Below are 23,563 nucleotides of genomic sequence, written 5' to 3'. Positions count from 1 at the left end.
GCGTTAAAAGGGAAAACGAATTCCCGCGTTGTTAGTCGTTTCAGATGGAGCTTATATGTCATTCAGTCGGCGTCAGTTTATTCAGGCTTCCGGGATCGCCCTTTGTGCGGGTGCGCTGCCGCTGACAGCCAACGCCGCCGGGCAGCAACAGCCGCTGCCCATTCCGCCGTTAATAGAATCCCGTCGCGGGCAGCCGCTTTTCCTGACGCTACAGCGCAGCCACTGGTCCTTTACCCAGGGCACGCGCGCGCCGGTGTGGGGCATTAACGGGCGTTACCTTGGGCCGACCATACGCGTGTGGAATGGCGATGACGTTAAGCTGATCTACAGTAACCGTACGACAGAAAATGTCGCCATGACCATCAGTGGTTTACAGGTGCCTGGCCCGCTGCTTGGCGGCGCGGCGCGCATGATGTCGCCTAACGCTGACTGGGCGCCCGTTCTGCCGATTCGTCAGAGCGCGGCGACGCTCTGGTATCATGCCAATACCCCTAACCGCACGGCCCAGCAGGTGTATAACGGCCTGGCCGGCATGTGGCTGGTGGAAGATGAAATCAGTAAATCCCTGCCAATCCCGAACCACTATGGCGTGGATGATTTTCCGGTCATTATTCAGGACAAACGGCTGGATAATTTCGGCACGCCGGAATACAGCGAGCCGGGCAGCGGTGGCTTCGTTGGCGATACGCTGCTGGTTAACGGCGCGCAAAGTCCATATGTCGAAGTGTCGCGCGGATGGGTACGTCTGCGTCTGCTGAACGCCTCTAACTCGCGTCGTTACCAGCTGCAAATGAGCGATGGCCGCGCGCTACACGTCATCTCCGGCGACCAGGGCTTTTTACCGGCCCCGGTTTCCGTGAAGCAGCTGGCGCTGTCGCCAGGTGAACGCCGCGAAATCCTTATTGATATGACCAACGGTGATGAGGTGTCGATCACCTGTGGCGAAGCGGCCAGCATTGTGGACCGCATTCGCGGTTTCTTTGAGCCGTCGAGTATCCTGGTCTCCACCCTGGTGCTGACCCTGCGTCCTACCGGCCTGCTGCCGCTGGTGACCGACAGCCTGCCGATGCGCCTGCTTCCGCAGGAGATCATGAGCGGTTCGCCGGTGCGCAGCCGCGATATCAGCCTGGGCGACGACCCGGGGATCAACGGCACGCTGTGGGACGTTAACCGTATCGATATTACCGCGCAGCAGGGTACCTGGGAGCGCTGGACGGTTCGCTCGGACATGCCGCAGTCGTTCCATATCGAAGGGGTGAGTTTCCTGATCCGCAACGTCAATGGCGCGATGCCGTTCCCCGAAGACAGGGGCTGGAAGGATACCGTCTGGGTGGATGGGCAGGTCGAACTGCTGGTCTACTACGGACAGCCTTCGTGGCCGCACTTCCCGTTCCTGTTCCACAGCCAGACGCTGGAGATGATGGACAGGGGATCCGTCGGCCAGATGCTGGTCAACCCGGCACCCTAAACCACGATACGATTCCCGGTTCGCCGGGAATGTTTATGCCCGCCAGAAAAAGCGTGAGCACAGGATCAGCACCGGATAAATCTCCAGACGCCCCATAATCATCGCTGCACACATCAACAGCTTGGCCTCGTCTTTTAACGTCCCGAAGGTCGATGCCGTTTCGCCGAACCCCAGCCCCATATTGTTAATGCAGGCCGCAACGGTGGCAAATGACGTGAACAGATCGTATCCCAGCAGGTTCAGCGCCCAGACGAAAAAGCCCGTTATCATCACGTAGAGAAAAAAGAAGCTCCACACCGAGCGCAGAACGCGTTCATTCACGACGCTTTTGCCGACCTTAATACTCAGCAGCGCGCGCGGATGCGCAAGTTGATTCATCTCCTGAATACACTGCTTAAACATGATGAGAAAACGCAGCGCTTTGATCCCGCCGCAGGTAGAGCCGACGCAGCCGCCAAAAAAGCTGGCGCTCAGCAGCAGGAAAATGGTGTGGGGAGGCCAGTGAGCGTAATCGGCCGTCGAAAGACCGTTGTCGGTCATCATGGAGCTGGCCAGAAAGAAGGCATGTACCAGGCTGTCGGTACCGTTGTACATCCCCGCGTGCCACACCTGCCAGGCGGTGATGGCGATAATGACGGTGGCAGCACCGAGAAAGAATTTCACCTCCGGGCTGCGCCGAATCGGTTTCAGCGTACGGCGCGCGATGACGACATACCAGAGGGTAAAGTTAAACGCGGAAAGCAGTGAAAAAGCCCCGGCGACAAGCTCAATCGCGTGGCTGTCGTAAAACCCGATGCTCTCACTTCGGGTTGAAAACCCACCCAATGAGACGGTGGAAAGCCCGTGACAGACGGCGTCAAAAAAGGGCATGCCCGCCAGCCAGTACGCCAGCGTGCAGACCAGTCCCAGCGCCAGATAGGTTACCCACAGCGTACGCGCGGTATCGGCGAGTCGGGGCGTCAGGCGCTCCTCCTTGAACGGCCCAGGCATTTCCGACTGATACAGCTTCATGCCACCGATACCGAGCAGCGGCAGGACCGCGACGGCCAGTACGATGACCCCTAATCCGCCAATGAAATTGAGCTGAGCGCGGTAATAAAGGTACGACTTCGGCAGGGCACTGACGTCCCCAATCACCGTCGCCCCGGTGGTGGTGATCCCTGAAACCCCTTCAAAGAGCGCATCGGAAAAGGAGAGTTGCAGACCGTCATCCATCCATAACGGCATGGCGCTAATCAATGAAAACAGCAGCCAGAACAGAACGATAATCACGAAACCGTCACGGGTGCGCAGCTGTATACCGGAATGACGTGTTGCCCGCCAGGTGAGTCCGCCAAGGGTAAAAAAGGTCAAAAAGGTGGTTAAAAAAGCAAAGTAGGTTCGCTCTTTATTCAGCAGGGCGATAACCATCGGCGGCAGCATGGACAGGCTGTACAGAAGAACCAGAAAACCGCAGAGGTGAAGCACAACCCGCAGCTGGGACACATGTAACGAATCGTTGAACTTCACAAAGAAACTCCGTGCCAGAATGCATCCCGGTAACTGATTACCGCAAGATAGAGTGGATATTATGATCCAAAATTAACAGTGCGCTGTATTTTAACGGCTTCCAGGATTTTCTGTTTACTTCTTGCATCCTTTTCTTCAAATCCGGCGGACTAACAGCGTATAATCCCGCTCCTTTTGTCTATTTTTTCTTCGGAAGCACTATGAGCGCAATTTCCCTGATCCAGCCGGATCGTGACCTCTTCTCCTGGCCCCAGTACTGGGCGGCCTGCTTTGGACCGGCACCGTTCCTGCCGATGTCCCGGGAAGAGATGGACCAACTGGGCTGGGACAGCTGCGATATCATTCTGGTGACGGGCGATGCCTATGTCGACCACCCGAGCTTTGGCATGGCTATCTGTGGCCGTATGCTTGAAGCGCAGGGCTTCCGGGTGGGGATCATTGCCCAGCCTGACTGGAACAGCAAAGACGACTTTATGCGTCTGGGGAAACCCAACCTGTTCTTCGGCGTGACCGCAGGCAACATGGACTCGATGATCAACCGCTATACCGCCGACCGTAAGCTGCGTCATGACGATGCCTACACGCCGGATAACGTCGCGGGTAAACGTCCTGACCGCGCGACGCTGGTCTACACCCAACGCTGCAAAGAAGCCTGGAAAGACGTGCCGGTTATCCTGGGCGGCATCGAGGCGAGTTTGCGCCGTACCGCGCACTATGACTACTGGTCAGACACCGTGCGCCGTTCGGTGCTGGTGGATTCCAAAGCCGATATGCTGATTTACGGTAACGGCGAACGTCCGCTGGTGGAAGTGGCGCACCGTCTCTCACAGGGTGAGCCGGTGAGCAGCATCCGCGACGTGCGCAACACGGCTATCATGGTGAAAGAGGCGCTGCCGGGCTGGAGCGGGGTGGATTCCCGTATCATTGATATGCCGGGTAAAATCGACCCGATCCCGCACCCGTACGGCGACGATCTGCCGTGTGCGGATAACAAACCGGTAGAGCCAAAGAAAGCCGAAACGAAAGCTATCGTTGTTCAGCCGCCGCGCCCGAAACCGTGGGAAAAAACCTACGTGCTGCTGCCTTCCTTTGAGAAGGTCAAAGCCGATAAAGTGCTCTACGCACATGCGTCCCGTATTTTGCACCACGAAACCAACCCGGGCTGCGCGCGTGCGCTGATGCAAAAGCACGGCGAGCGCTTTATCTGGATCAACCCGCCGGCCATCCCGCTTTCCACCGAAGAGATGGACAGCGTCTTCGCGCTGCCGTACAAACGCGTGCCGCATCCGGCATACGGCGAGAGCCGAATCCCGGCGTATGAGATGATCCGTTTCTCAATAAACATCATGCGCGGCTGCTTCGGCGGCTGCTCCTTCTGTTCCATTACCGAGCATGAAGGGCGCATTATTCAGAGTCGCTCCGAAGATTCGATCATCAATGAGATCGAAGCCATTCGCGATACCGTGCCTGGCTTCACCGGGGTGATCTCCGATCTGGGCGGCCCGACTGCCAACATGTACATGCTGCGCTGTAAGTCACCGCGCGCGGAACAGACCTGCCGTCGTCTGTCATGCGTGTATCCGGATATCTGTCAGCACATGGATACCAACCATGAACCGACGATCAACCTTTATCGTCGTGCGCGTGATCTGAAAGGGATCAAGAAGATCCTGATCGCCTCCGGGGTACGTTACGATATCGCCGTGGAAGATCCGCGCTACATTAAAGAGCTGGCGACGCATCACGTGGGTGGCTACCTGAAGATTGCCCCTGAGCATACCGAAGAAGGCCCGCTGTCCAAGATGATGAAGCCGGGTATGGGCAGCTACGATCGCTTTAAAGAGCTGTTTGACACCTACTCGAAGCAGGCGGGTAAAGAGCAGTATCTGATCCCATACTTCATCTCCGCGCACCCTGGCACGCGCGATGAGGACATGGTGAACCTGGCGCTGTGGCTGAAACAGCGTCGCTTCCGTCTGGATCAGGTGCAGAACTTCTATCCATCACCGCTCGCAAACTCAACGACCATGTATTACACCGGCAAGAACCCGCTGGGTAAAATTGGCTATAAGAGTGAAGATGTAGTGGTGCCGAAAGGGGATAAACAGCGCCGTCTGCATAAAGCACTGCTGCGCTACCACGATCCGGCTAACTGGCCGCTGATCCGTCAGGCGCTGGAAGATATGGGTAAAAAGCACCTGATCGGCTCGCGCCGCGACTGCCTGGTGCCTGCGCCTACGCTTGACGAGATGCGTGAAGCGCGCCGCCAGAACCGCCACACGCGCCCGGCATTGACGAAGCACACGCCGATTGTGCATCAGCGTTCAAACGGTAACGCCAGTGCGAAGAAACCCGTGAAACGTAAAGCGTAAAAAATAAAAACCCCGGCGAGCCGGGGTTTTTTTATTCACCCGCCAAACTGATCGGGATCCGGGCCTAAACGCTTGCCCTTGTCCAGCTTCGCAATTTCACTCAGTTCATCTTTATCCAGGCGGAAATCCCAGACGTCGAAGTTCTCAGCGATACGCGATGGCGTGACCGATTTCGGGATCACCACCAGGCCGTTATCCAGATGCCAGCGAATAACGATTTGCGCCGGCGTCTTGCCGTATTTATCCGCGAGATCGCGAATAATTTTCTGGTCGAACACCCCTTCACCGCCCTGTGCCAGCGGGCTCCAGGACTCGGTCTGGATCTTGTGCGTGGCGTTCCAGGCGTGAAGCTGACGCTGCTGCATCAGCGGGTGCAGCTCAATCTGGTTGATAACCGGCGCGACACCCGTCTCGTCAATCAGGCGCTGCAGGTGGTGAACCTGGAAATTACACACGCCGATGCTTTTCACCAGCCCTGCCTGCTGCAGCTCAATCATCCCTTTCCAGGCGTCAACATAGTGATCGATAGCCGGGACTGGCCAGTGCATCAGATAGAGATCGACGAAATCGAGCTGGAGTTTGTCCAGACTCTCCTGCAAGGCTTCGCGGGGGCGTTTTTGATCGTCGTTCCACAGTTTGGTGGTAATGAAAAGGTCGTCGCGGGACATGCCAGCGCTGGCCAGTGCCTTACCCACGCCGTCCTCATTTTTGTACGCGGCGGCGGTATCAATCGACCGATAGCCGACTTCCAGTGCTTTATGAATGGCGGAGACGACCTCGTCGTTACCGGCTTTCCATACACCTAGCCCCAGTTGGGGCATCACGTTGCCATCCTGCAGCTTGATTACGGTTTGGTTTGCCATTTTTCCTCCTTCAGGTGCTCATCGTCGGAGGGAACCCCCGACGATGTGATGTGCATTAAGTCTGGACGAAATGTCAAAAAACGAAAGGCTGGATGTCAAAAACGCTTAGCGTGCCGCTTCGTAGATACGACGGCTCACTTCCAGCGTAATGTCGCCGTGCTCGCCCAACTGGGTCATACCGTGTTCTTCAAGTTTCGCCAGCAGGGCAGGGATGGAGCTGCCATCCAGACCATAGCCGGACAGACGCGTTGGCACGCCCAGACCTTCAAAGAAGCTGCGGGTTGCTTCGATAGCCGCGTCGATACGCGCATCGTCAGAACCTTCGGTGATGTTCCACACGCGCTCAGCGTACTGCAGCAATTTAGCGCGTTTGGTATCACGTTTTTCGTTCCACAGTGCAGGCAGGACGACGGCCAGCGTTTGCGCGTGATCCAGACCGTGCATGGCCGTCAGTTCGTGGCCCAGCATATGGGTTGCCCAGTCCTGCGGCACGCCGGCACCGATCAGACCGTTCAGCGCCTGGGTTGCCGCCCACATCACGTTGGCGCGCACATCGTAGTTTTCCGGCTCTTTCAGCGCTGTCGGGCCGTCTTCAATCAGCGTCAGCAGAATGCCTTCCGCGAAGCGATCCTGAATTTTGGCATCTACCGGGTAGGTAACGTACTGCTCAACGGTGTGCACAAACGCATCGACCACACCGTTCGCGACCTGACGTGCAGGCAGGGTGTAGGTGTAAACCGGATCGAGGATGGCGAATACAGGCTGAACGTGATCGTTCATAAAGGCCTGCTTATCACCCGTGGTTTTACGGGAGATAACGGCACCTTTGTTGGATTCAGAACCGGTCGCAGGCAGGGTCAGCACGGAACCCATTGGGATCGCGCTTTTGATATCGCTGCCGCGGGTTTCCAGAATGTGCCACGGGTCAATACCGTCCGCGTAGTGCGCCGCAGCGGCGATGAATTTGGTGCCGTCCAGAACGGAGCCGCCGCCGACTGCCAGCAGGAAGGTGACTTTTTCATCACGGGCGATCTTGACCGCGTTCATCAGTGTTTCATAAGACGGGTTAGGCTCGATACCGCCGAACTCACGCACGTCCAGACCTTCCAGCGCGCTGTAAACCTGATCCAGTACGCCGGTTTTTTTCACGCTGCCGCCACCGTAGGTGATCAGTACGCGGGCGTCAGCGGGGATCTGTGCGCGCAGGTCGGCGATAGCGCCTTTACCAAACAGAATGCGGGTTGGGGTGTGGAGATTAAAATTATTCATTGCTCGTTCCCTTATGTGGGTGAAAAACCGTGGTGGCGCTGAAGGCGACCTGATGCTGCACATTGTGGCCGCCCGGGGCTATCCTCTCAATGCACATTCCTGCCGATGTCTTGCCCATTTCTACAGAGCGCTGGAGAAAACACGGTAAACTGCGCACACTGTCAACGTCGGAAACCGTAGCCGGAGTAACGTAAAATGAACCGTGAAGCGATCTGCCTTCAGCTTACTGCGCAGATTAAAAGACTGATTGATAAAGAAAATGGCGTCGGTGACATGTTGCCTGACATTCGTCTTCTGTATGGGACGCAGCCAGGGACACGCACACCGGTCATGTACCAGCCGGGCATCGTTTTTCTCTTTTCAGGCCATAAAATTGGCTATATCAATGAGCGCGTGTTCCGGTATGACACCAATGAATATCTGCTGCTCACAGTACCTTTACCCTTTGAATGTGAAACTTTCGCGACAGAAGCGGTACCGCTGGCGGGTATTCGTTTAAATGTCGATATTCTTCAGCTGCAGGAACTGCTGATGGAGATTGGCGAGGACGCATTATTCCGCCCGTCGATGCCCGCGAGCGGGATTAACTCCGCGACGTTGTCCGAGGAGATCCTCTGCGCCATTGAGCGTCTGCTCGACGTTATGGAACGGCCGCTGGATGCACGCATCCTGGGCAAACAGATTATCCGCGAAATTCTTTACCATGTGCTGCTGGGGCCGGGCGGTGGGGCATTACTCGCGCTGGTCAGCCGCCAGACGCACTTCAGCCTGATTAGCCGGGTGCTCAAGCGAATCGAAAGCCAGTACACGGAAAACCTGAGCGTTGACCAGCTGGCGGCGGAAGCAAACATGAGCGTCTCGGCGTTTCATCATAATTTTAAGTCGGTGACCAGCACCTCGCCGCTGCAGTATCTCAAAACCTATCGGCTGCATAAGGCTCGTATGCTGATGATCCACGACGGCATGAAGGCCAGCGCGGCGGCGATGCGGGTGGGCTATGAAAGTGCGTCGCAGTTTAGCCGGGAGTTTAAGCGTTACTTCGGCGTCACACCGGGGGAAGATGCGTCGCGCATCAGAATGATGCAGGGGACCTGAGGGGAGAGTCCAGCCGGGTAAGCGTAACGTCACCCGGCTTTTTTATATCACGCGCTGCAGTATTTCTTCTTAATCACGACCGCAATCGTCCCGAGCAGTCCCGCGACCAGCAGGAAAAGCGGGAGGATCATCAGGAAGGTCATTACCTGGTCTTCGTGGTGTTTCACAAAGGGGATCATATTCAGCGCGTAGCCAAGCGTGGTCACCACGCCCACCCACAGCAGGGCGCTCAACCAGTTGAAGAACTGGAAGCGGCGGTTTGACAGCCCGGAAATGCCTGCCATGGTCGGCAGCAGCGTGCGAACAAACGCCAGAAAACGCCCGGCCAGCAGCGCCAGCAGACCGTGGCGGTCAAACATGCAGGTCGCACGTTGATGATATTTATGCGGTAACTGCGCCAGCCAGCCTTTCACGACGCGCGTATTGCCGAGCCAGCGGCCCTGCAGATAGCTCAGCCAGCAACCGAGGCTGGCAGCGGAGGTGAGTATGACCATCGTCGGCGTGAAGTCCATGACGCCTTTACCGATTAACGCCCCGGCCAGTAAAAGCAGGCTGTCACCGGGTAAAAATGAGGCTGGCAGTAATCCATTTTCCAGAAACAGGGTTGCGAACATCACGAAATAAACGATACCTACAACGTGAGGGTCCGCCAGCGCGGCAAAATCGTGTTGCCAGAGTGCCGCAATAATATCTTGAATAACAGCCATGGACTTTCCTGTGGAACAGCAGATGCAGATATAGCGCTATTGTACTCCCTAATTCGCCCGTGGGGTTTGATCGCGGGCGCAACTAATGCAGACTTTTCTGGTGGCAGTGTTCACAAAAGCGTCCAGGGAGTACATTTTCAGCATGCACTCTACACGATACGTTCAAACCCTGCCGCTAAATCCGCAATTAAATCGTCAACATCTTCTAAACCAATATGCAGTCGGATAAGCGTGCCGCTGAAATCCACTTCTCCACCGGGGCGTAGGGCCGCAATTTGCTCCGGCTGGTTAGGCAGGATCAGGGATTCAAACCCGCCCCAGGAGTAAGCCATGCTGAAGAGGGTAAAATGATCCAGGTAGTTCGCCAGTTCGTCGTTACTGAGCCGTTTTTTAAGAACAAATGAGAACAACCCGCTACTGCCCGTAAAGTCACGTTGCCAGAATTCATGGCCTTTGCTGCCCGGAAGCGCCGGATGGTTAACGCGCTCGACCTGCGGGTGCCGGGCCAGCCATTCGGCCACCTTCAGACTGCTTTCATGGTGCTGACGCAGGCGCACTCCCAGCGTACGGATACCGCGGCTGGTCATGTAGGCCGTATCCGCATCCACCATCTGGCCCATCAGGTAGGCATTCTCCCGAAGTTGATCCCAGCAGCGCGCGTTGGATACCGCAGTACCGATCATGCCATCAGAGTGGCCAATCAGATATTTGGTCGCGGCCTGAATAGAGATATCAATGTCGAATTCCAGCGCCCTGAACAGGACGCCCGCCGCCCAGGTGTTGTCGATCATGATGATTGCCTCGGGGGCTTTGCTGCGCACTGCTTTCACAATAGCCGGGACGTCGTGCACTTCCATGGTGATAGAGCCTGGGGATTCCAGAAACACAATGCGCGTGTTCGGCTGGATAAGTTCAGCGATACCTTCGCCAATCAGCGGATCGAACCAGCCGGTGGTCACGCCGAGCTTGCTGAGGATTTTGGTGCAAAAATCCTGGCTTGGTTCATAAGCGGTATTGGTCATCAGGATATGGTCGCCCTGTTCCACAAACGCCAGAATGGTATTGGCGACTGCCGCCGCACCACAGGGGAACAGGGCGCAGCCCACGCCGCCTTCCAGTTCGCACATGGCTTCCTGAAGTGAAAAATGGGTTAGCGTGCCACGACGGCCATAGAACAGCCCGCCTTTGGCGCGGTTGCGCGTGGCGATTTTTTTATCCTCGACGGTATCAAATACCAGTGAGGAGGCGCGTTGAATCACGCTGTTGACCGATCCCTGAGTGTATTTTTTGCTGCGTCCTGCCTGTACCAGCGTGGTATCAAGATGCTTCTTTGTCATGTTCGCTAACCCTGTTTTTATACGTCTGGACGTCCAGACTACCACGATTGTAAAAATCTGCACCCGGGGGCTTATCGAATAAGCAGAAAATATTAGCAAAAATACGCATAAGAAATTTTTACTGCGTAAGCGCAAGGAAAGTGAACGAAAATTACGGCAGTATGTAAATACTAATGAGAACTACTATCAATTCGACGACGTTTTGATATTATTACGGTCAGATTTTGTGATTTGCGTCCTGGAGATACAGAGTGGGTAATAATTTGATGCAGACGGATCTCTCCGTCTGGGGCATGTATCATCATGCTGACATCGTGGTTAAGATTGTGATGATCGGCCTGGTTCTGGCGTCCGTGATCACCTGGGCTATCTTCTTCAGTAAGAGCGTCGAACTGCTGTCGCAGAAGCGTCGCCTCAAGCGGGAACAACAGCAACTGGCTGAAGCCCGCTCGCTGGATCAGGCCTTAGACATGACCTCATCCTTCCATGGAAAAAGCCTGACCACCCTGTTAGTCAACGAAGCACAGAACGAGCTGGAACTCTCCGCAGGCAGTGAAGATAACGAAGGCATTAAAGAACGTACCGGCTTCCGCCTGGAGCGTCGCGTTGCTGCCGTTGGCCGCCATATGGGCCGCGGTAACGGTTATCTGGCCACTATCGGGGCGATCTCACCGTTTATCGGTCTGTTCGGTACGGTCTGGGGCATCATGAACAGCTTTATCGGCATTGCGCAGACGCAGACCACCAACCTGGCGGTGGTTGCGCCAGGGATTGCCGAAGCGCTGCTGGCGACCGCAATCGGTCTGGTCGCGGCCATTCCGGCGGTCGTCATCTATAACATCTTCGCGCGTATGATTGGCAACTATAAAGCCACGCTCGGTGACGTCGCCGCGCAGGTGCTGCTGCTGCAAAGCCGCGATCTTGACCTCAATGCCAGCTCCGTTAAACCGGTGCATGCGGCGTCTAAACTGCGCGTAGGTTGATTGTATGGCGATGCGTCTTAACGAAAATCTGGACGATAACGGCGAAATGCATGAAATCAACGTGACGCCGTTTATTGACGTCATGCTGGTTCTGCTGATTATCTTCATGGTGGCTGCGCCGCTGGCGACGGTCGATGTGAAGGTGAATCTGCCAGCCTCTTCCAGCCAGCCGCAGCCGCGTCCTGAGAAACCTGTCTATTTGTCGGTGAAAGCGGATAAATCGATGTTCCTCGGCAACGACCCGGTGACGGATCAGTCTGTTATCCCGGCGCTGGATCAGCTCACCGGCGGCAAGAAAGACACCACGGTCTTCTTCCGCGCGGATAAAACCGTCGATTACGAAACCATGATGAAGGTAATGGACACGCTGCATCAGGCGGGTTACCTCAAGATTGGGCTGGTCGGCGAAGAGAAAGCGGCCGCGAAATAACAAAGAAGCTGGCGAAAGCCGGCTTTTTTTATGCGTGTCGGGCGATCAGTTTTTTGTCTCAGTGGACGCAGGCGCAGGCGCGTGGGACGCCAGCGCGTCTTCATCAAGCGCAACGCAGGTGACGTTTGACGTGCGGTACTCGCCGTCGGACAGTTTGCGCGTCAGACGCAGAGTGGCCACTTCTCTGGCGAGCAGATACTGATAATGGGCCTCCAGACGCCCGAGAAGCTTCTCTTTCAGCTCAGGCCGCTGTTCGATGAGGGTATTCATCACCGCGCCGTATATCTCTTCCTTCACCTGCAGAGGATAAATCTCGCGGCGATTATGCCATTTCAGGCGTACCAGCGTCGCCGGGATCGATACCAGGTCCTGAGTTATTCGCGTCATCTCGGCATTTTTTGTGTTTCGCAGTGCATCGAGATTTTGCTTTAAGATAAATTCATCACTTTTTTTGTTATCTAAAGCCAAATAAACGTTGTTATCTTTAATTTCTTTCACGTTACTCTTCCCCCAGGTTATAAAAAATAGGGTTGTTGGTTTCACGCGTAATTAGATTAAGCCAAATTTCATTGCCGGCTTCGTTTATTTCTTTGGTTTTTTCCGCGATTATTTGACTTAGTTTCTGAGCATCTATTTCACCTTCGGCCTGCAGGTCATTCAGCAGGTGGACAAAGGCTTCTATTTTAACGGCGCGAAATAACCGGTCCTTTATATGACGGTCGTGCTCTTCCAGTAACATATTACGGGATTTACCGGTGCGAGAAACGCCTATTAATATGTCAGACTCGTAATCAGAGAGCTTTCTTTTCCCCTGAGTGAAATTAGCCTCTTTTTCTGCTTCCGTCGTTTGCTGTTCCACAGGCGCAATGTGGTACTTAGCCGGGACGAGGTAGTCGGGCAGCATTTTAATTTCCTTTAATTACAACAGGGTGGGGTTGGTAAAGGCGTGAGATTCGTTGACAATATCATGAGGCAATTTTAAAATCAAAAAAAATGGAGCCTACCCATGAACAGCATTTTTTTTACGGTCATCACATTACTATTACTGACCGCTGGTGTTCTTTTATTGATGCAGGAGTTCAATAAAACGCAAGTGTCGAAAGACGCCAGTGAACCTCCGCTACCTGAACTGATGACAAAAGAGGAAGGTGAAGACCATTTCTCCGTATTGATGAACTCGGTTACACCGGTTTGGTACTGGCGGGTGAACCATGAATATATCGACTTTTTGCACGCGACAATTAAGCGAATGAAAATGTCGGAAATTAATGACACGCCTGGGTTGTTTGAAGCGCAGCGCCGCTGCAGCGACCTGAATTCCGCGGTGTATAAATATTATGACAATATCAAAAAGCGTTGCCTTAACGGTGAGAAGGTCTCCTGTTCCGATCTGGACGTATTAAACCTGCGCCAGTGTTTTCGTGAGTTCAGCCTGGAGGCGTATCCGGAACTGGTGGTGCTGGTCTGGCCGGAGTACGCGCGCCCGGACGTTAATCCTGACAATGTCTGAACGTACAACGAGTGAGTTGTTGCAAACAGTCAGCGCCGTTGAGATATACTGGGCGCTGGTTTCGTTTGCAGACAGGACTTTATGGAACGCTTCTTTGAAAACGCGATGTACGCCTCTCGCTGGATACTGGCACCCGTCTATTTTGGCCTTTCGCTGGCGCTGATTGCGCTGACGATTAAGTTTTTCCAGGAAATCTTGCATGTTCTGCCGAACATCTTTTCCATTGCCGAAGCAGATTTGATTCTGGTTCTGCTTTCGCTGGTGGATATGACGCTGGTGGGCGGATTACTGGTGATGGTGATGTTCTCCGGCTATGAGAACTTTGTCTCACAGCTCGATATCGACGAGCGCAAAGAGAAGCTCAACTGGCTGGGCAAAATGGATGCCTCGTCGCTGAAGAATAAAGTGGCCGCGTCGATTGTGGCGATCTCATCTATCCACCTGTTACGCGTATTCATGGACGCCAAGAATGTCCCGGACAACAAACTGATGTGGTATGTGATTATCCATCTGACGTTTGTGCTGTCTGCGTTCGTGATGGGGTATCTGGATAAGATCAGTAAGAAGTAATTTTCCCCCCCTCTTCCCAAGGGAGAGGGGGAGCGTGAGCGCGACAGACCGCGCTATTTATCCGACGATGCCTGCCACAAATTCAATTCCCCATCCGCAACATGCTGGTCAATCCTTTTCAGCTCATCGTCGCTAAAGTGCAGGTTATTCAGGGCCTGAACGTTCTCTTCGATCTGCTCCGGACGGCTCGCACCAATCAGTACGGATGTCACGCGTTCATCCTTCAGCAGCCAGCTCAGCGCCATTTGCGCCATCGTCTGACCACGGGCCTGTGCCATCTCATTCAGTAAACGCAGGCTGTTCAGGTTGGCTTCAGTCAGCATGTTTTCCGTCAGACCGCGCACCTTCTTGCCTTCACGCTGCATACGAGAATCTTCAGGAATACCGTTCAGGTATTTTCCAGTCAGCAGACCCTGCGCCAGCGGCGTAAACGCAATGCAACCCGCCCCGTTTTTCTCAAGCGTATCCAGCAGGCCGGTGTGATCGACCCAGCGGTTGAGCAGGTTGTAAGACGGCTGGTGGATAAGCAGCGGGATCTTCCACTCACGTAACAGGTCCGCCATTTTCTGGGTGCGCTCCGTGGAGTAGGAGGAGATACCGACATACAGCGCTTTACCGCTCTGCACGGCCTGGGCCAGCGCAGCGGCGGTCTCTTCCATCGGCGTATTTTCATCCACGCGATGAGAATAGAAAATATCCACATACTCCAGCCCCATGCGCTTGAGGCTCTGATCGAGGCTGGCGAGCAGGTATTTGCGCGACCCGCCCGACCCATACGGCCCCGGCCACATGTCATAGCCTGCTTTGGTTGAGATGATCAGTTCATCGCGATACGCGGCAAAATCTTCCCGCAGCAGACGACCCATGTTTTCTTCCGCGCTTCCCGCCGGCGGGCCGTAGTTGTTGGCAAGATCGAAATGGGTAATGCCGAGGTCGAAGGCTTTATGCAACAGCGCCCGCTGAGAGTCGAGAGGCTGTACGTGGCCGAAACTATGCCACAGACCAAGCGACAGCGCCGGCAGGCGCAGGCCGCTTTTTCCACAGTAGCGGTACTGCATATTTTCGTAGCGGGCGGGGTAAGGGTGCCAGGACATGATGTCTCCTTTCTTGTCGATGAATTTTCGAAACAACGTTTTCATTCTGTGCTTATCAAATCACAAATCCTGTTGATAAGCGATGACATGCCTGACCGCCCTGAATGATTAAAGCCCGGCAGCATCAGACTGACCGGGCGTTCACTCGTCAGAAGCTGTAGCTCATCCCCGCCTGCACGCTGGCATCGTTGTCCACGTCACCGGTGCCGACATACACCCCAGTATTGAGCGTGAAGTTATGCGCTATCGTTGCATTGATGCCTGCTCCGAAGATCCCCATCGTGTTGTTATGGCCGGAGGTGGTGTGGTAATCCGCCGCCTGAATATCAGTATCGTCGCTGAACTCTTTCTGGAAGCGTGCGTCGATCCACGGCATCATCTGCACGTTCTTGCTCAGATCGCGAAGCGTTGTGGTGAGTCTCAACCCGACCCCACTGTTCCAGGAAGAGACCTGACTGTCGGCGAAGGCCACTTCACTGTCGGAGAAGCCGTTTGCTTTGGTTTGATCCCAGCCTAAGGTGGCGTAAGGCTGCAGCAGGGTTTCACCTGGCAGCAACACGTTCACACCGGTACGCGCCTGCGCCATATACAGGGTGCCATCCGTCGAACCGTGCAGTGCTTCGGTCATGCCGCTGGTATTCCCCGTCACGTTATTCGCAGACAGGGTGTACCGCATATCGCCATAGCTGAAGCTACCGTCGGCAAACATACCCCATGTTCTGCCGTTAAGCGCCTGCTGCCAGCCACCGTACAGGCTGTAGTAATTACCGTAGACGCTGTCATTAAAGCTATCAGCGCCGTCATGGGTATCCTGCACGCGGCTGCGCGTCCATGCCAGTGCAATACCGCCAGTGACGCTATCACCGTTGTCCAGATGCGCCGTCCAGTCCACGCCACCCTGAGCGCCCTGGGTGATGCTCTTATAGTCAACATCATTGCTGAAATTGCCATTCTGATAGAGGAAATCACCCCAGACCTGCGCACCTTCCTCCTGCTTGCCGAGCAGGTTAGCCAGATGCACCTGATTCATATGGTTGCTGATATCATCAGCCACCTGATGTCCGGCCTGCTCGGCAGCGTCCAGACCGGCAACAAGGCCCTGAACGTCGCTCGCGAGGCTGCCCTTCTGGCTGTTAAATTCGATATTCCACGACTGCGTATTATCGGCGGTAAGGCGTGTCTGCGGCGCGGTATCTACGGCCACAATATTCAGACTGTTGTCATAGTTATAAGCGCCGCTACGGTTTTCAACATTCTGTTGGCCATTTGTGAAGGTGGCCGCCGCATAATTTTGCGGGGTGCTGGTGCCTGAAGTGGTGAACGTACCCAGAATCACGTTCTGCTGATTTTGTGCCGAGGGAGTAATGCTGTTGACGACAACGGCGTTATTAACCCCGGTGATATTGCCGAAATCCACAAAGCTGTCGGTGCTCATATTTACCATCGCATTACTGCCGGTGGTTGTAGCGACAAGCGTTGAGCCATTTTGTAAACTCCAGCTGGTGGCATCGTTAATTTTATCAATGGCGATGCTGTTATTGCTGGTCGTGTTCACCGTCTCGAACTGACTAATTTCACCAGAAACAGAACTGCCGGCATCCATTGACAGCGTGTCGCTACCGTCACCGCCATCAACATTGCCGTTAACATGAGAATTATTGGTCAGCACGACCGTATCATCGCCCGCACCGGTTGTAATATCACCATTTACGGTGGCATTGTTTTGCAGTGTGATGGTGGTATTGCCGCTGTTTTGACCGGTATTTACCGCACCATTAATGGTGCTGTTATCCACCAGAACAGAATTCGCTGAACTGCCGTTCAGGGTAATATTGCCATTCACGACGCTCTTATTAGTAAACGTAAGTGATGTCGACCCCTTTTCATTAATAACGCCAATATCGCCAGTGACGGTACTGTTATTCAGGGCCAGGGAATCGGCCTGGGTGCCGTACATGGCGATGGCAAGATCGCCCACGCCATCCAGGTTGATGTCACTGAACGGCTTATACTCGCTGAGTTTTTCGGCCAGGTCGCCCATGTTCTGCGCGATTTCACTCTGCGAGGCATCGACGGTGGCTCCGGTCAGCGTAATGCGGGTATCCGATTGATCGCTCCCTGCATAAATACCGCCCTTATCCATTGTACTGTTGCTGAGGGTAATATCCTGTTCGCCAGCACCGGCGCTTACAATGCTGCCGTGCAGCGCGCTCCCGTTCTCAATATTGACGGTGTGGTAGCCTTTATCCAGGGGATCGAGATAAATTGCTGAGCCCATCATATAGGTTTTATCACGCTGGTAATTGCCTGTGCTGTTTTCACCGTTCAGCGTCGCGCCATCAACCGTCACGGTGGTATTGGTGGTCGCGCCTCCGCTACCGACTTCAATCATATCGGCCGTAGCGCCGTTATTCAGGGTGATATTCGCGGTACCGCCGTTGCTTCCCTGGATATAGTGGCCTGACATATCCGTTCCGGATACCGTTAATGACTGCGTGTCGCCATCACCTCGATGACCATCCATGAAAATATTATTCGCCGTGGCGTCGGCCATAACCGCATTTGTCACACCGGGATTTTGATAAAAGCTGTCATCGGTATATTTCGTTAATCCACAGGTTTGCGTCGTCACGCCATCCTCACACGGTGTCGCTGCCGTCATTGCTGCCTGGGTACCGAAAGAGGTTAAAGCCATTAAGACACACTGCGAAAGCAATGTGCGGTTCATAAATTTACGCATCTGAAACTCCGTTAATAAAAAATCGTCGACATCCTTGTAAAGGAATTTATTTAATTTAAGGAATTTCTCATAAGTAAAGGATGTAATGAAATTTAAAAGATAAGGAGTAAATTATTGGGGTATTTAAATCAGGAAATCTGATAATTAGGTGTTAATATATTTGTGTGATAAATAGAACTGAATAGTTACCCTGCAAATTAAGCGGGTTTTCGCGAAAGGGTAGCGCTATTGATTGACGCAACCTGTTGATGATGTACTCCTCAGGAGGTATGGCCGTTAATTTAATGCGCTGCAGTTTTACATTTATTTATCCACTGACAAAGTAAAACACATTCTTAGCAGGGTAATTTTCCCCTTCTAAAATGTCTCTTTTTTCTGAATGAACGCAGGGGCAGTAAAAATTTTAATAAAAATAATGCGTGAAAGGTGATGAATTTGCTCATTCCTGCCGATAACAAGGGTAAGACTCGCCTCTGGGCGAATTCACCCTCACGGCAAGGAAGACTTATGAATATGTTGCGTAATTTCACGATCCGTTTCGTCATGCTGACGATTCTCGGGATCTTTTGTTTAATGTGGGCGGGCGTAGGGCTTTACAGCACCTGGTCTCTGTCACGGGTATCAGAGGGCAATGAGGTGGATCGCCAGCTGGTCAAACAGATGACCATACTCAGTCAGGGTAACGATCAGTATTTTCGCTTTGTGACCCGGTTAAGTCGCGCGATGGAAGTGAAAGCTGCGGGCGGCACACCGGACCTGGCCCCTGCCCAGCAGGCGCTGGACAATATGGGGAAGAAACTGGCTGAGATGAAGGCAATCTCACCAGGACCGATGGATGAGCAAGTTTCAGCTCAGGTGATCGGTAGCTGGCAGGCTTTGCTTGAGCAGGGCGTAACGCCGCAAATGCAGCAGGCGAAGCAGTCCTCTCTGGAGGGCTACCGTCAGCAGGCGAATAACATCACCCCTCCGCTGAGTCGTGCGTTTGGTGCTGCTGCGGAGAACTTTAACAACGCGGCCGCCCGGGCACTCGACAGCACCCGAGTGGTCGTGGACAGCCTGACCAGCATGACCCGCACGGTGATTATCACCGCCACGATTATTGGCCTGTTAATACTGCTCTTCACCGACCGTTACCTGGTGGCGATGCTGGTAAAACCGCTGGCTCGCATTCGCCAGCAGTTCCGCCAGATTGCCCAGGGCGATCTCAGTCAACCGATTGAACCGTTCGGTCGCAACTGCGTGGGGCAACTGGTTCCCCTGCTGAGCGCGATGCAGGATAGCCTGCGAGAAGCGGTGAGCTCTATTCGCTCCGGCAGCGAGAATATCTGGCGCGGCGCGACGGAGATCTCCAGCGGTAATAACGATCTCTCGTCCCGTACCGAAGAGCAGGCCGCCGCACTGGAAGAGACGGCGGCCAGCATGGAACAGCTGACCGCCACCGTGAAGCTGAATGCGGAAAGCGCGCGTCAGGCCAGCCAGCTGGCGGATGTGGCGTCAACAACGGCCAGCCGCGGCGGCTCGCTGGTGGAAGAGGTGGTGACCACCATGAGCGGTATTTCTGAGAGCTCGAAGAAGATTGCTGAAATCACCAATGTGATCAACAGCATTGCCTTCCAGACCAATATCCTGGCGCTCAACGCTGCCGTGGAAGCGGCGCGTGCGGGCGAGCAGGGACGTGGGTTTGCCGTCGTGGCCGGCGAGGTGCGTAACCTGGCAAGCCGCAGCGCCAACGCGGCAAAAGAAATTGAGGGATTGATTACCGATTCCGTTTCCCGCGTAGAGCAGGGCGCAAAGCTGGTGGGCGACACGGGCACCACCATGGATGCCATTTTGCGTGATGTGACGGAAGTGACGACCATCATGAAGCAAATCGCGTCTGCGTCTGAGGAGCAAAGTAAGGGGATTTCGCAGGTGGGTATTGCTATCACGCAAATGGATGGCGTGACACAGCAAAACGCCTCGCTTGTGGAAGAGGTCTCGGCAGCGGCCTCCGCGCTTGAACGTCAGACCGAAGAGCTTCAGCGGTCGGTGCAGAAATTCCGCCTCTCGGCATAAACACTGCTAAAAGGCCGCCGTGTGCGGCCTTTTTTTCGGTTAAATGCAGGCGAACCAAACGGAGCGCCGCCTGCCGCTTATCAGTGGGTGGCTTCACCAATCAGTGCGCCAGAGCCGGCACCGACGGCGGCCCCTTTCAGTACGCTGTTGCCTGTTACCGCTGCAGCACCTGCGCCCACCACGGCGCCCACCGCGCCGCCTTTACGCGCAGCTTTACCTTTGTCGCCGTTTTTGAATATCGCACCGGTACCCGCGCCAACGACCGCACCGCCTACCGTGGATTTCAAATCTTTGCCCGTGGCTGCGCCAATTGCTGCACCGGCCACTGCACCGGCGGCGGTTTTATCTATCGCCATACCAGAAGTGGAAAAGATCAGGGTGCTGATAATCAGCGCTGTTTTCATCAATTTCATAACAAATCCTTTGTGACTGCTGTCGGTTGAGTCCGCTTTTCTCGTCATCTGACCTGAGAAAAACGTCCGCATAGTGCCAGTAATACCGGCTCAACCCTTAAGCAAATCATGCCCCTGGCAGGGATCCCTGTTGCCGGGCGGTGGTCCGCCCGGCAGAGAATTACGCCTGACGCTTGTCTTCCGTATTGGTCTCGAAGTCGCTCGCCGCGTGGCGTTCGTGGAGCTGCTCGTTGAGCTCGCCGCTGGTGCGGTTAACGATACGCCCGCGCTTCACGGCAGGGCGGTGTGCCACATCTTTCGCCCAGCGCTGAACGTTGGTGTACTTCTCAGCGTCGAGGAACTCGGCGGCGTTATACACGCTACCCAGCGCCACGCAGCCGAACCACGGCCAGACCGCCATATCGGCGATGGTGTACTCTTCACCGGCCACGTAGCGGCTACGCGCCAGCTGTTTATCCAGCACGTCGAACAGGCGTTTGGCTTCCATCGTGAAGCGGTCAATCGCGTACTCAATCTTCACCGGTGCGTAGTTATAGAAGTGGCCGAAACCGCCGCCGAGGAACGGGGCCGCGCCCTGCAGCCAGAACAGCCAGTTCAGGGTTTCCGTACGTCCCGCCGGATCTTTTGGCAGGAAATGACCGAACTTCTCTGCCAGATAGAGCAGGATGCTGCCGGATTCAAATACGCGCGTGGGCGGTGTCGTGGAGTGGTCACGCAGCGCCGGTATTTTCGAGTTCGGGTTCACTTCAACAAAGCCGCTGGAGAACTGGTCGCCTTCACCAATGCGAATCAACCATGCATCGTACTCGGCACCCGTCACGCCAAGCGCCAGAAGCTCTTCCAGCATGATGGTCACTTTCTGCCCGTTTGGTGTGCCCAGAGAATAGAGCTGCAGCGGATGCGAACCCACGGGTAACTCTTTCTCATGCGTCGCACCGGAGATCGGACGGTTAATATTGGCGAACGCGCCGCCGCCGTTCTTTTTCCATTCCCACACTTTGGGTGGCTGATAGGTATTTTCGTCTGACATGTTGGCCTGCCTTTTTTGTGATGTGTTGAGGGAGTGTAGCAGGAGTTCATGGGAGGGTTTAGCGAACTGAGCGCAATACATTTCCCCTTCGCGCCACACTACACAGACAGCGGAACGGGTGTATGATAAATCCCACCTCTGTCAGGTTAATTACAACGTGCAGACGACGACAACCCTTTCAACATTGCCGCCTGCCCGTCTTAGGTTGGATACATGCGTAAAGGAAAGTTAAGCAGTGACGCGCCATTCGGGACGTTATTAGGTTATGCGCCGGGTGGCGTGGCGATTTACTCTTCAAACTACGGCAGTCTCGATCCGCGTCGTTATCCGGAAGACGCGGATTTTCGCAGCTATATTGGCAATGAATACATGGGCCACAAGTGGCAGTGTGTTGAGTTCGCCCGCCGTTTTCTGTTCCTCAATTATGGATGTGTTTTCACCGACGTCGGTATGGCGTGGGAGATCTTCTCTCTGCGCTTTTTGCGCCAGGTCGTGAACGATAACATCCTGCCGCTTCAGGCCTTTGCCAATGGGTCGAAACGCGCGCCGCAGGCCGGGGCGTTGCTTATCTGGCAAAAGGGCGGGGAGTTTCATGAGACCGGCCACGTTGCCGTGATCGCGCAACTGTTAGACGATAAGGTGCGCATTGCCGAGCAGAACGTTATTCACTCCCCGCTCCCGCTCGGGCAGCAGTGGACGCGCGAGCTGCGAATGACCGTTGAGAACGGTACTTACACGCTACATGACACCTTTAACGATACCGAAATTCTCGGCTGGATGATCCAGACGAACGACACGGAGCACAGCATCCCGCAGCCGGAACTCGACGGTGAACTGCTGAAAATCAGCGGTGCGCGGCTGAAGAATAAACGTCAGTTTGACGGGAAATGGCTCAACGAAAACGACGCCCTGCAGCAGGCGTATGTCCGCGCAAACGGCCACTTTATCAATAAAGATCCCTGCCAGTATTTTACCATTACCGAAAGTGCCGAGCAGGAGCTGATCAAAGCGACCAATGAACTGCACCTGATGTACCTGCACGCGACCGACAAAGTGCTGAAGGACGATAACTTACTGGCGCTTTTTGACATCCCTAAAATCCTCTGGCCGCGTCTGCGCCTCTCATGGCAGTGGCGTCGTCACCATATGATCACCGGTCGTATGGATTTCTGTATGGATGAGCGTGGCATCAAGGTTTACGAATACAACGCCGATTCTGCCTCCTGCCACACGGAAGGGGGATTAATCCTCGAAGAGTGGGTGAAGAACGGTTATCGCGGTAACGGCCACAATCCGGCGGAAGGTTTGCTGGAAGAACTTACCGGCGCGTGGAAGCACAGCCATGCGCGTCCGTTCGTGCACATCATGCAGGACAATGACGTCGAAGAGGATTATCACGCGCTCTTTATTCAGCGCTCTCTGCTGCAGGCCGGGTTTGAAACCAAAATTCTGCATGGGCTTAACGCTCTCAGCTGGGATGCAGCCGGGCAACTGATTGACGATGAAGGCCGTCACGTTAACTGCGTGTGGAAAACCTGGGCGTGGGAGACGGCGATAGAGCAGATCCGCGAGGTGAGCGAAACCGAATACGCCGCCGTGCCGATCCGCACCGGGCATCCGGCAGGTGACGTACGGCTGATTGACGTCCTGCTGCGTCCGGAAGTGCTGGTGTTCGAACCGCTGTGGACGGTTATTCCCGGCAACAAGGCGATCCTCCCGGTGCTCTGGCAGCTGTTCCCGAATCACCGTTATCTGCTCGATACCGATTTCGAGGTTAACGACCTGCTGAAACAGACCGGTTACGCCATCAAACCGATTGCCGGACGCTGCGGCAGCAATATCGATCTGATTAGCGCCGGGGATGAAGTGCTGGATAAGTCGAGCGGCAAGTTTGTCGATCGCAAAAATATCTACCAGCAGCTGTGGTGCCTGCCGAAGGTGGATGGCAAGCATATCCAGGTCTGTACGTTTACCGTGGGCGGTAACTACGGCGGCACCTGTCTGCGCGGGGATGATTCGCTGGTGGTGAAGAAAGAGAGCGACATCGAACCGTTGATTGTGGTGAAAGACAAGTAAGCTGTTCCGGCTGTCAACACACACCCGCAAGTGTTCCTTGCG

General features: G+C 54.7%; 20 protein-coding genes. 9 read left to right on the top strand and 11 right to left on the bottom strand.

The genetic code is table 11. From position 1 onward, the window contains the following. Positions 1 to 55 precede the first annotated feature (55 nt). Entirely contained in the window at positions 56 to 1,468 is a 1,413-nt protein-coding gene (gene ftsP, locus ACN9MQ_RS19065) for a cell division protein FtsP (protein WP_020883655.1), read from the top strand. Between the two features lie 33 nt (positions 1,469 to 1,501). On the opposite strand, the gene ACN9MQ_RS19060 is transcribed toward ftsP, so the two are convergent. After that, a complete protein-coding gene (locus ACN9MQ_RS19060; RefSeq protein ID WP_014171619.1) occupies positions 1,502 to 2,977 on the bottom strand; it encodes a TrkH family potassium uptake protein in 1,476 nt (491 codons plus the stop codon). A 200-nt stretch (positions 2,978 to 3,177) separates the two neighbouring features. On the opposite strand from ACN9MQ_RS19060, the gene ACN9MQ_RS19055 reads away from it, so the two are divergent. Beyond that, positions 3,178 to 5,349, top strand: coding sequence for a YgiQ family radical SAM protein (locus ACN9MQ_RS19055; protein WP_020883656.1), 2,172 nt, complete (start codon positions 3,178 to 3,180; stop codon positions 5,347 to 5,349). 35 nt (positions 5,350 to 5,384) lie between these two features. Here ACN9MQ_RS19055 and dkgA read toward each other — a convergent pair whose 3' ends face one another. Continuing rightward, positions 5,385 to 6,212 carry a 2,5-didehydrogluconate reductase DkgA gene (gene dkgA, locus ACN9MQ_RS19050; RefSeq protein WP_025203158.1) on the bottom strand — a complete coding sequence of 276 codons (828 nt, stop codon included), beginning with the start codon at positions 6,210 to 6,212 and terminating at the stop codon, positions 5,385 to 5,387. A gap of 105 nt (positions 6,213 to 6,317) precedes the next feature. Further along, positions 6,318 to 7,481, bottom strand: a complete 1,164-nt coding sequence (yqhD, locus tag ACN9MQ_RS19045; RefSeq protein WP_020883658.1) for an alcohol dehydrogenase — start codon at positions 7,479 to 7,481, stop codon at positions 6,318 to 6,320. A 195-nt stretch (positions 7,482 to 7,676) separates the two neighbouring features. Here yqhD and ACN9MQ_RS19040 point away from each other — a divergent pair, with 195 nt between their 5' ends. Beyond that, positions 7,677 to 8,576 carry an AraC family transcriptional regulator gene (locus ACN9MQ_RS19040; protein WP_020883659.1) on the top strand — a complete coding sequence of 300 codons (900 nt, stop codon included), beginning with the start codon at positions 7,677 to 7,679 and terminating at the stop codon, positions 8,574 to 8,576. Between the two features lie 47 nt (positions 8,577 to 8,623). On the opposite strand, the gene yghB is transcribed toward ACN9MQ_RS19040, so the two are convergent. Both yghB and metC read right to left on the bottom strand, forming a co-directional pair. Beyond that, positions 8,624 to 9,283, bottom strand: a complete 660-nt coding sequence (yghB, locus tag ACN9MQ_RS19035) for a DedA family general envelope maintenance protein YghB (RefSeq protein WP_014171613.1) — start codon at positions 9,281 to 9,283, stop codon at positions 8,624 to 8,626. A 149-nt stretch (positions 9,284 to 9,432) separates the two neighbouring features. After that, positions 9,433 to 10,620, bottom strand: a complete 1,188-nt coding sequence (gene metC, locus ACN9MQ_RS19030) for a cystathionine beta-lyase (protein WP_025203159.1) — start codon at positions 10,618 to 10,620, stop codon at positions 9,433 to 9,435. Between the two features lie 251 nt (positions 10,621 to 10,871). On the opposite strand from metC, the gene exbB reads away from it, so the two are divergent. Together exbB and exbD are read left to right on the top strand one after the other, a co-directional pair. Then, the gene (exbB, locus tag ACN9MQ_RS19025; RefSeq protein ID WP_014171611.1) at positions 10,872 to 11,603 is read left to right on the top strand and encodes a tol-pal system-associated acyl-CoA thioesterase; all 732 of its coding nucleotides are present in this window, start codon (positions 10,872 to 10,874) and stop codon (positions 11,601 to 11,603) included. 4 nt (positions 11,604 to 11,607) lie between these two features. Continuing rightward, positions 11,608 to 12,033 (top strand): TonB system transport protein ExbD, encoded by a 426-nt coding sequence (gene exbD / locus ACN9MQ_RS19020; protein WP_014171610.1) that lies wholly within the window; start codon positions 11,608 to 11,610, stop codon positions 12,031 to 12,033. Between the two features lie 45 nt (positions 12,034 to 12,078). Here the strand turns inward: exbD and ACN9MQ_RS19015 are convergent, their stop codons facing one another. Together ACN9MQ_RS19015 and ACN9MQ_RS19010 are read right to left on the bottom strand one after the other, a co-directional pair. Then, the gene (locus tag ACN9MQ_RS19015; protein WP_426262667.1) at positions 12,079 to 12,531 is read right to left on the bottom strand and encodes a cytoplasmic protein; all 453 of its coding nucleotides are present in this window, start codon (positions 12,529 to 12,531) and stop codon (positions 12,079 to 12,081) included. Between the two features lies 1 nt (position 12,532). Continuing rightward, a complete protein-coding gene (locus ACN9MQ_RS19010; protein ID WP_020883662.1) occupies positions 12,533 to 12,937 on the bottom strand; it encodes a hypothetical protein in 405 nt (134 codons plus the stop codon). Positions 12,938 to 13,039: 102 nt separating this feature from the next. Here ACN9MQ_RS19010 and ACN9MQ_RS19005 point away from each other — a divergent pair, with 102 nt between their 5' ends. Further along, positions 13,040 to 13,543 carry an ESA_00282 family adhesion-associated protein gene (locus ACN9MQ_RS19005; RefSeq protein ID WP_020883663.1) on the top strand — a complete coding sequence of 168 codons (504 nt, stop codon included), beginning with the start codon at positions 13,040 to 13,042 and terminating at the stop codon, positions 13,541 to 13,543. Positions 13,544 to 13,624: 81 nt separating this feature from the next. Beyond that, complete coding sequence (locus ACN9MQ_RS19000; protein ID WP_014171606.1) at positions 13,625 to 14,113, top strand: TIGR00645 family protein; 489 nt, start codon at positions 13,625 to 13,627, stop codon at positions 14,111 to 14,113. Between the two features lie 53 nt (positions 14,114 to 14,166). Here the strand turns inward: ACN9MQ_RS19000 and ACN9MQ_RS18995 are convergent, their stop codons facing one another. After that, on the bottom strand, positions 14,167 to 15,207 hold the full coding sequence (locus ACN9MQ_RS18995) for an aldo/keto reductase (RefSeq protein WP_025203160.1): 1,041 nt from the start codon (positions 15,205 to 15,207) through the stop codon (positions 14,167 to 14,169). Positions 15,208 to 15,355: 148 nt separating this feature from the next. Further along, positions 15,356 to 17,902, bottom strand: coding sequence for an autotransporter domain-containing protein (locus tag ACN9MQ_RS18990; protein WP_426021152.1), 2,547 nt, complete (start codon positions 17,900 to 17,902; stop codon positions 15,356 to 15,358). Between the two features lie 552 nt (positions 17,903 to 18,454). Here ACN9MQ_RS18990 and ACN9MQ_RS18985 point away from each other — a divergent pair. Next, positions 18,455 to 20,002, top strand: a complete 1,548-nt coding sequence (locus ACN9MQ_RS18985; protein WP_032678967.1) for a methyl-accepting chemotaxis protein — start codon at positions 18,455 to 18,457, stop codon at positions 20,000 to 20,002. Between the two features lie 80 nt (positions 20,003 to 20,082). On the opposite strand, the gene ACN9MQ_RS18980 is transcribed toward ACN9MQ_RS18985, so the two are convergent. Further along, entirely contained in the window at positions 20,083 to 20,415 is a 333-nt protein-coding gene (locus ACN9MQ_RS18980) for a glycine zipper family protein (protein WP_426021153.1), read from the bottom strand. A gap of 160 nt (positions 20,416 to 20,575) precedes the next feature. Further along, positions 20,576 to 21,445: a glutathione-dependent disulfide-bond oxidoreductase gene (yghU, locus tag ACN9MQ_RS18975; RefSeq protein WP_020883668.1), complete on the bottom strand. Its 870-nt coding sequence runs from the start codon at positions 21,443 to 21,445 to the stop codon at positions 20,576 to 20,578. Positions 21,446 to 21,658: 213 nt separating this feature from the next. Between yghU and gss the strand changes: the two genes are divergently transcribed. Continuing rightward, positions 21,659 to 23,521, top strand: coding sequence for a bifunctional glutathionylspermidine amidase/synthase (gene gss, locus ACN9MQ_RS18970; RefSeq protein WP_106503486.1), 1,863 nt, complete (start codon positions 21,659 to 21,661; stop codon positions 23,519 to 23,521). Positions 23,522 to 23,563 lie beyond the last annotated feature (42 nt).

The organism is Enterobacter sp. R-25 (assembly GCF_049913205.1).
Classification (GTDB): Bacteria; Pseudomonadota; Gammaproteobacteria; order Enterobacterales; family Enterobacteriaceae; genus Enterobacter; species Enterobacter ludwigii.
Note: the sequence above shows the minus strand (reverse complement) of the source record. Positions and strands in the feature narration are given on the sequence as shown.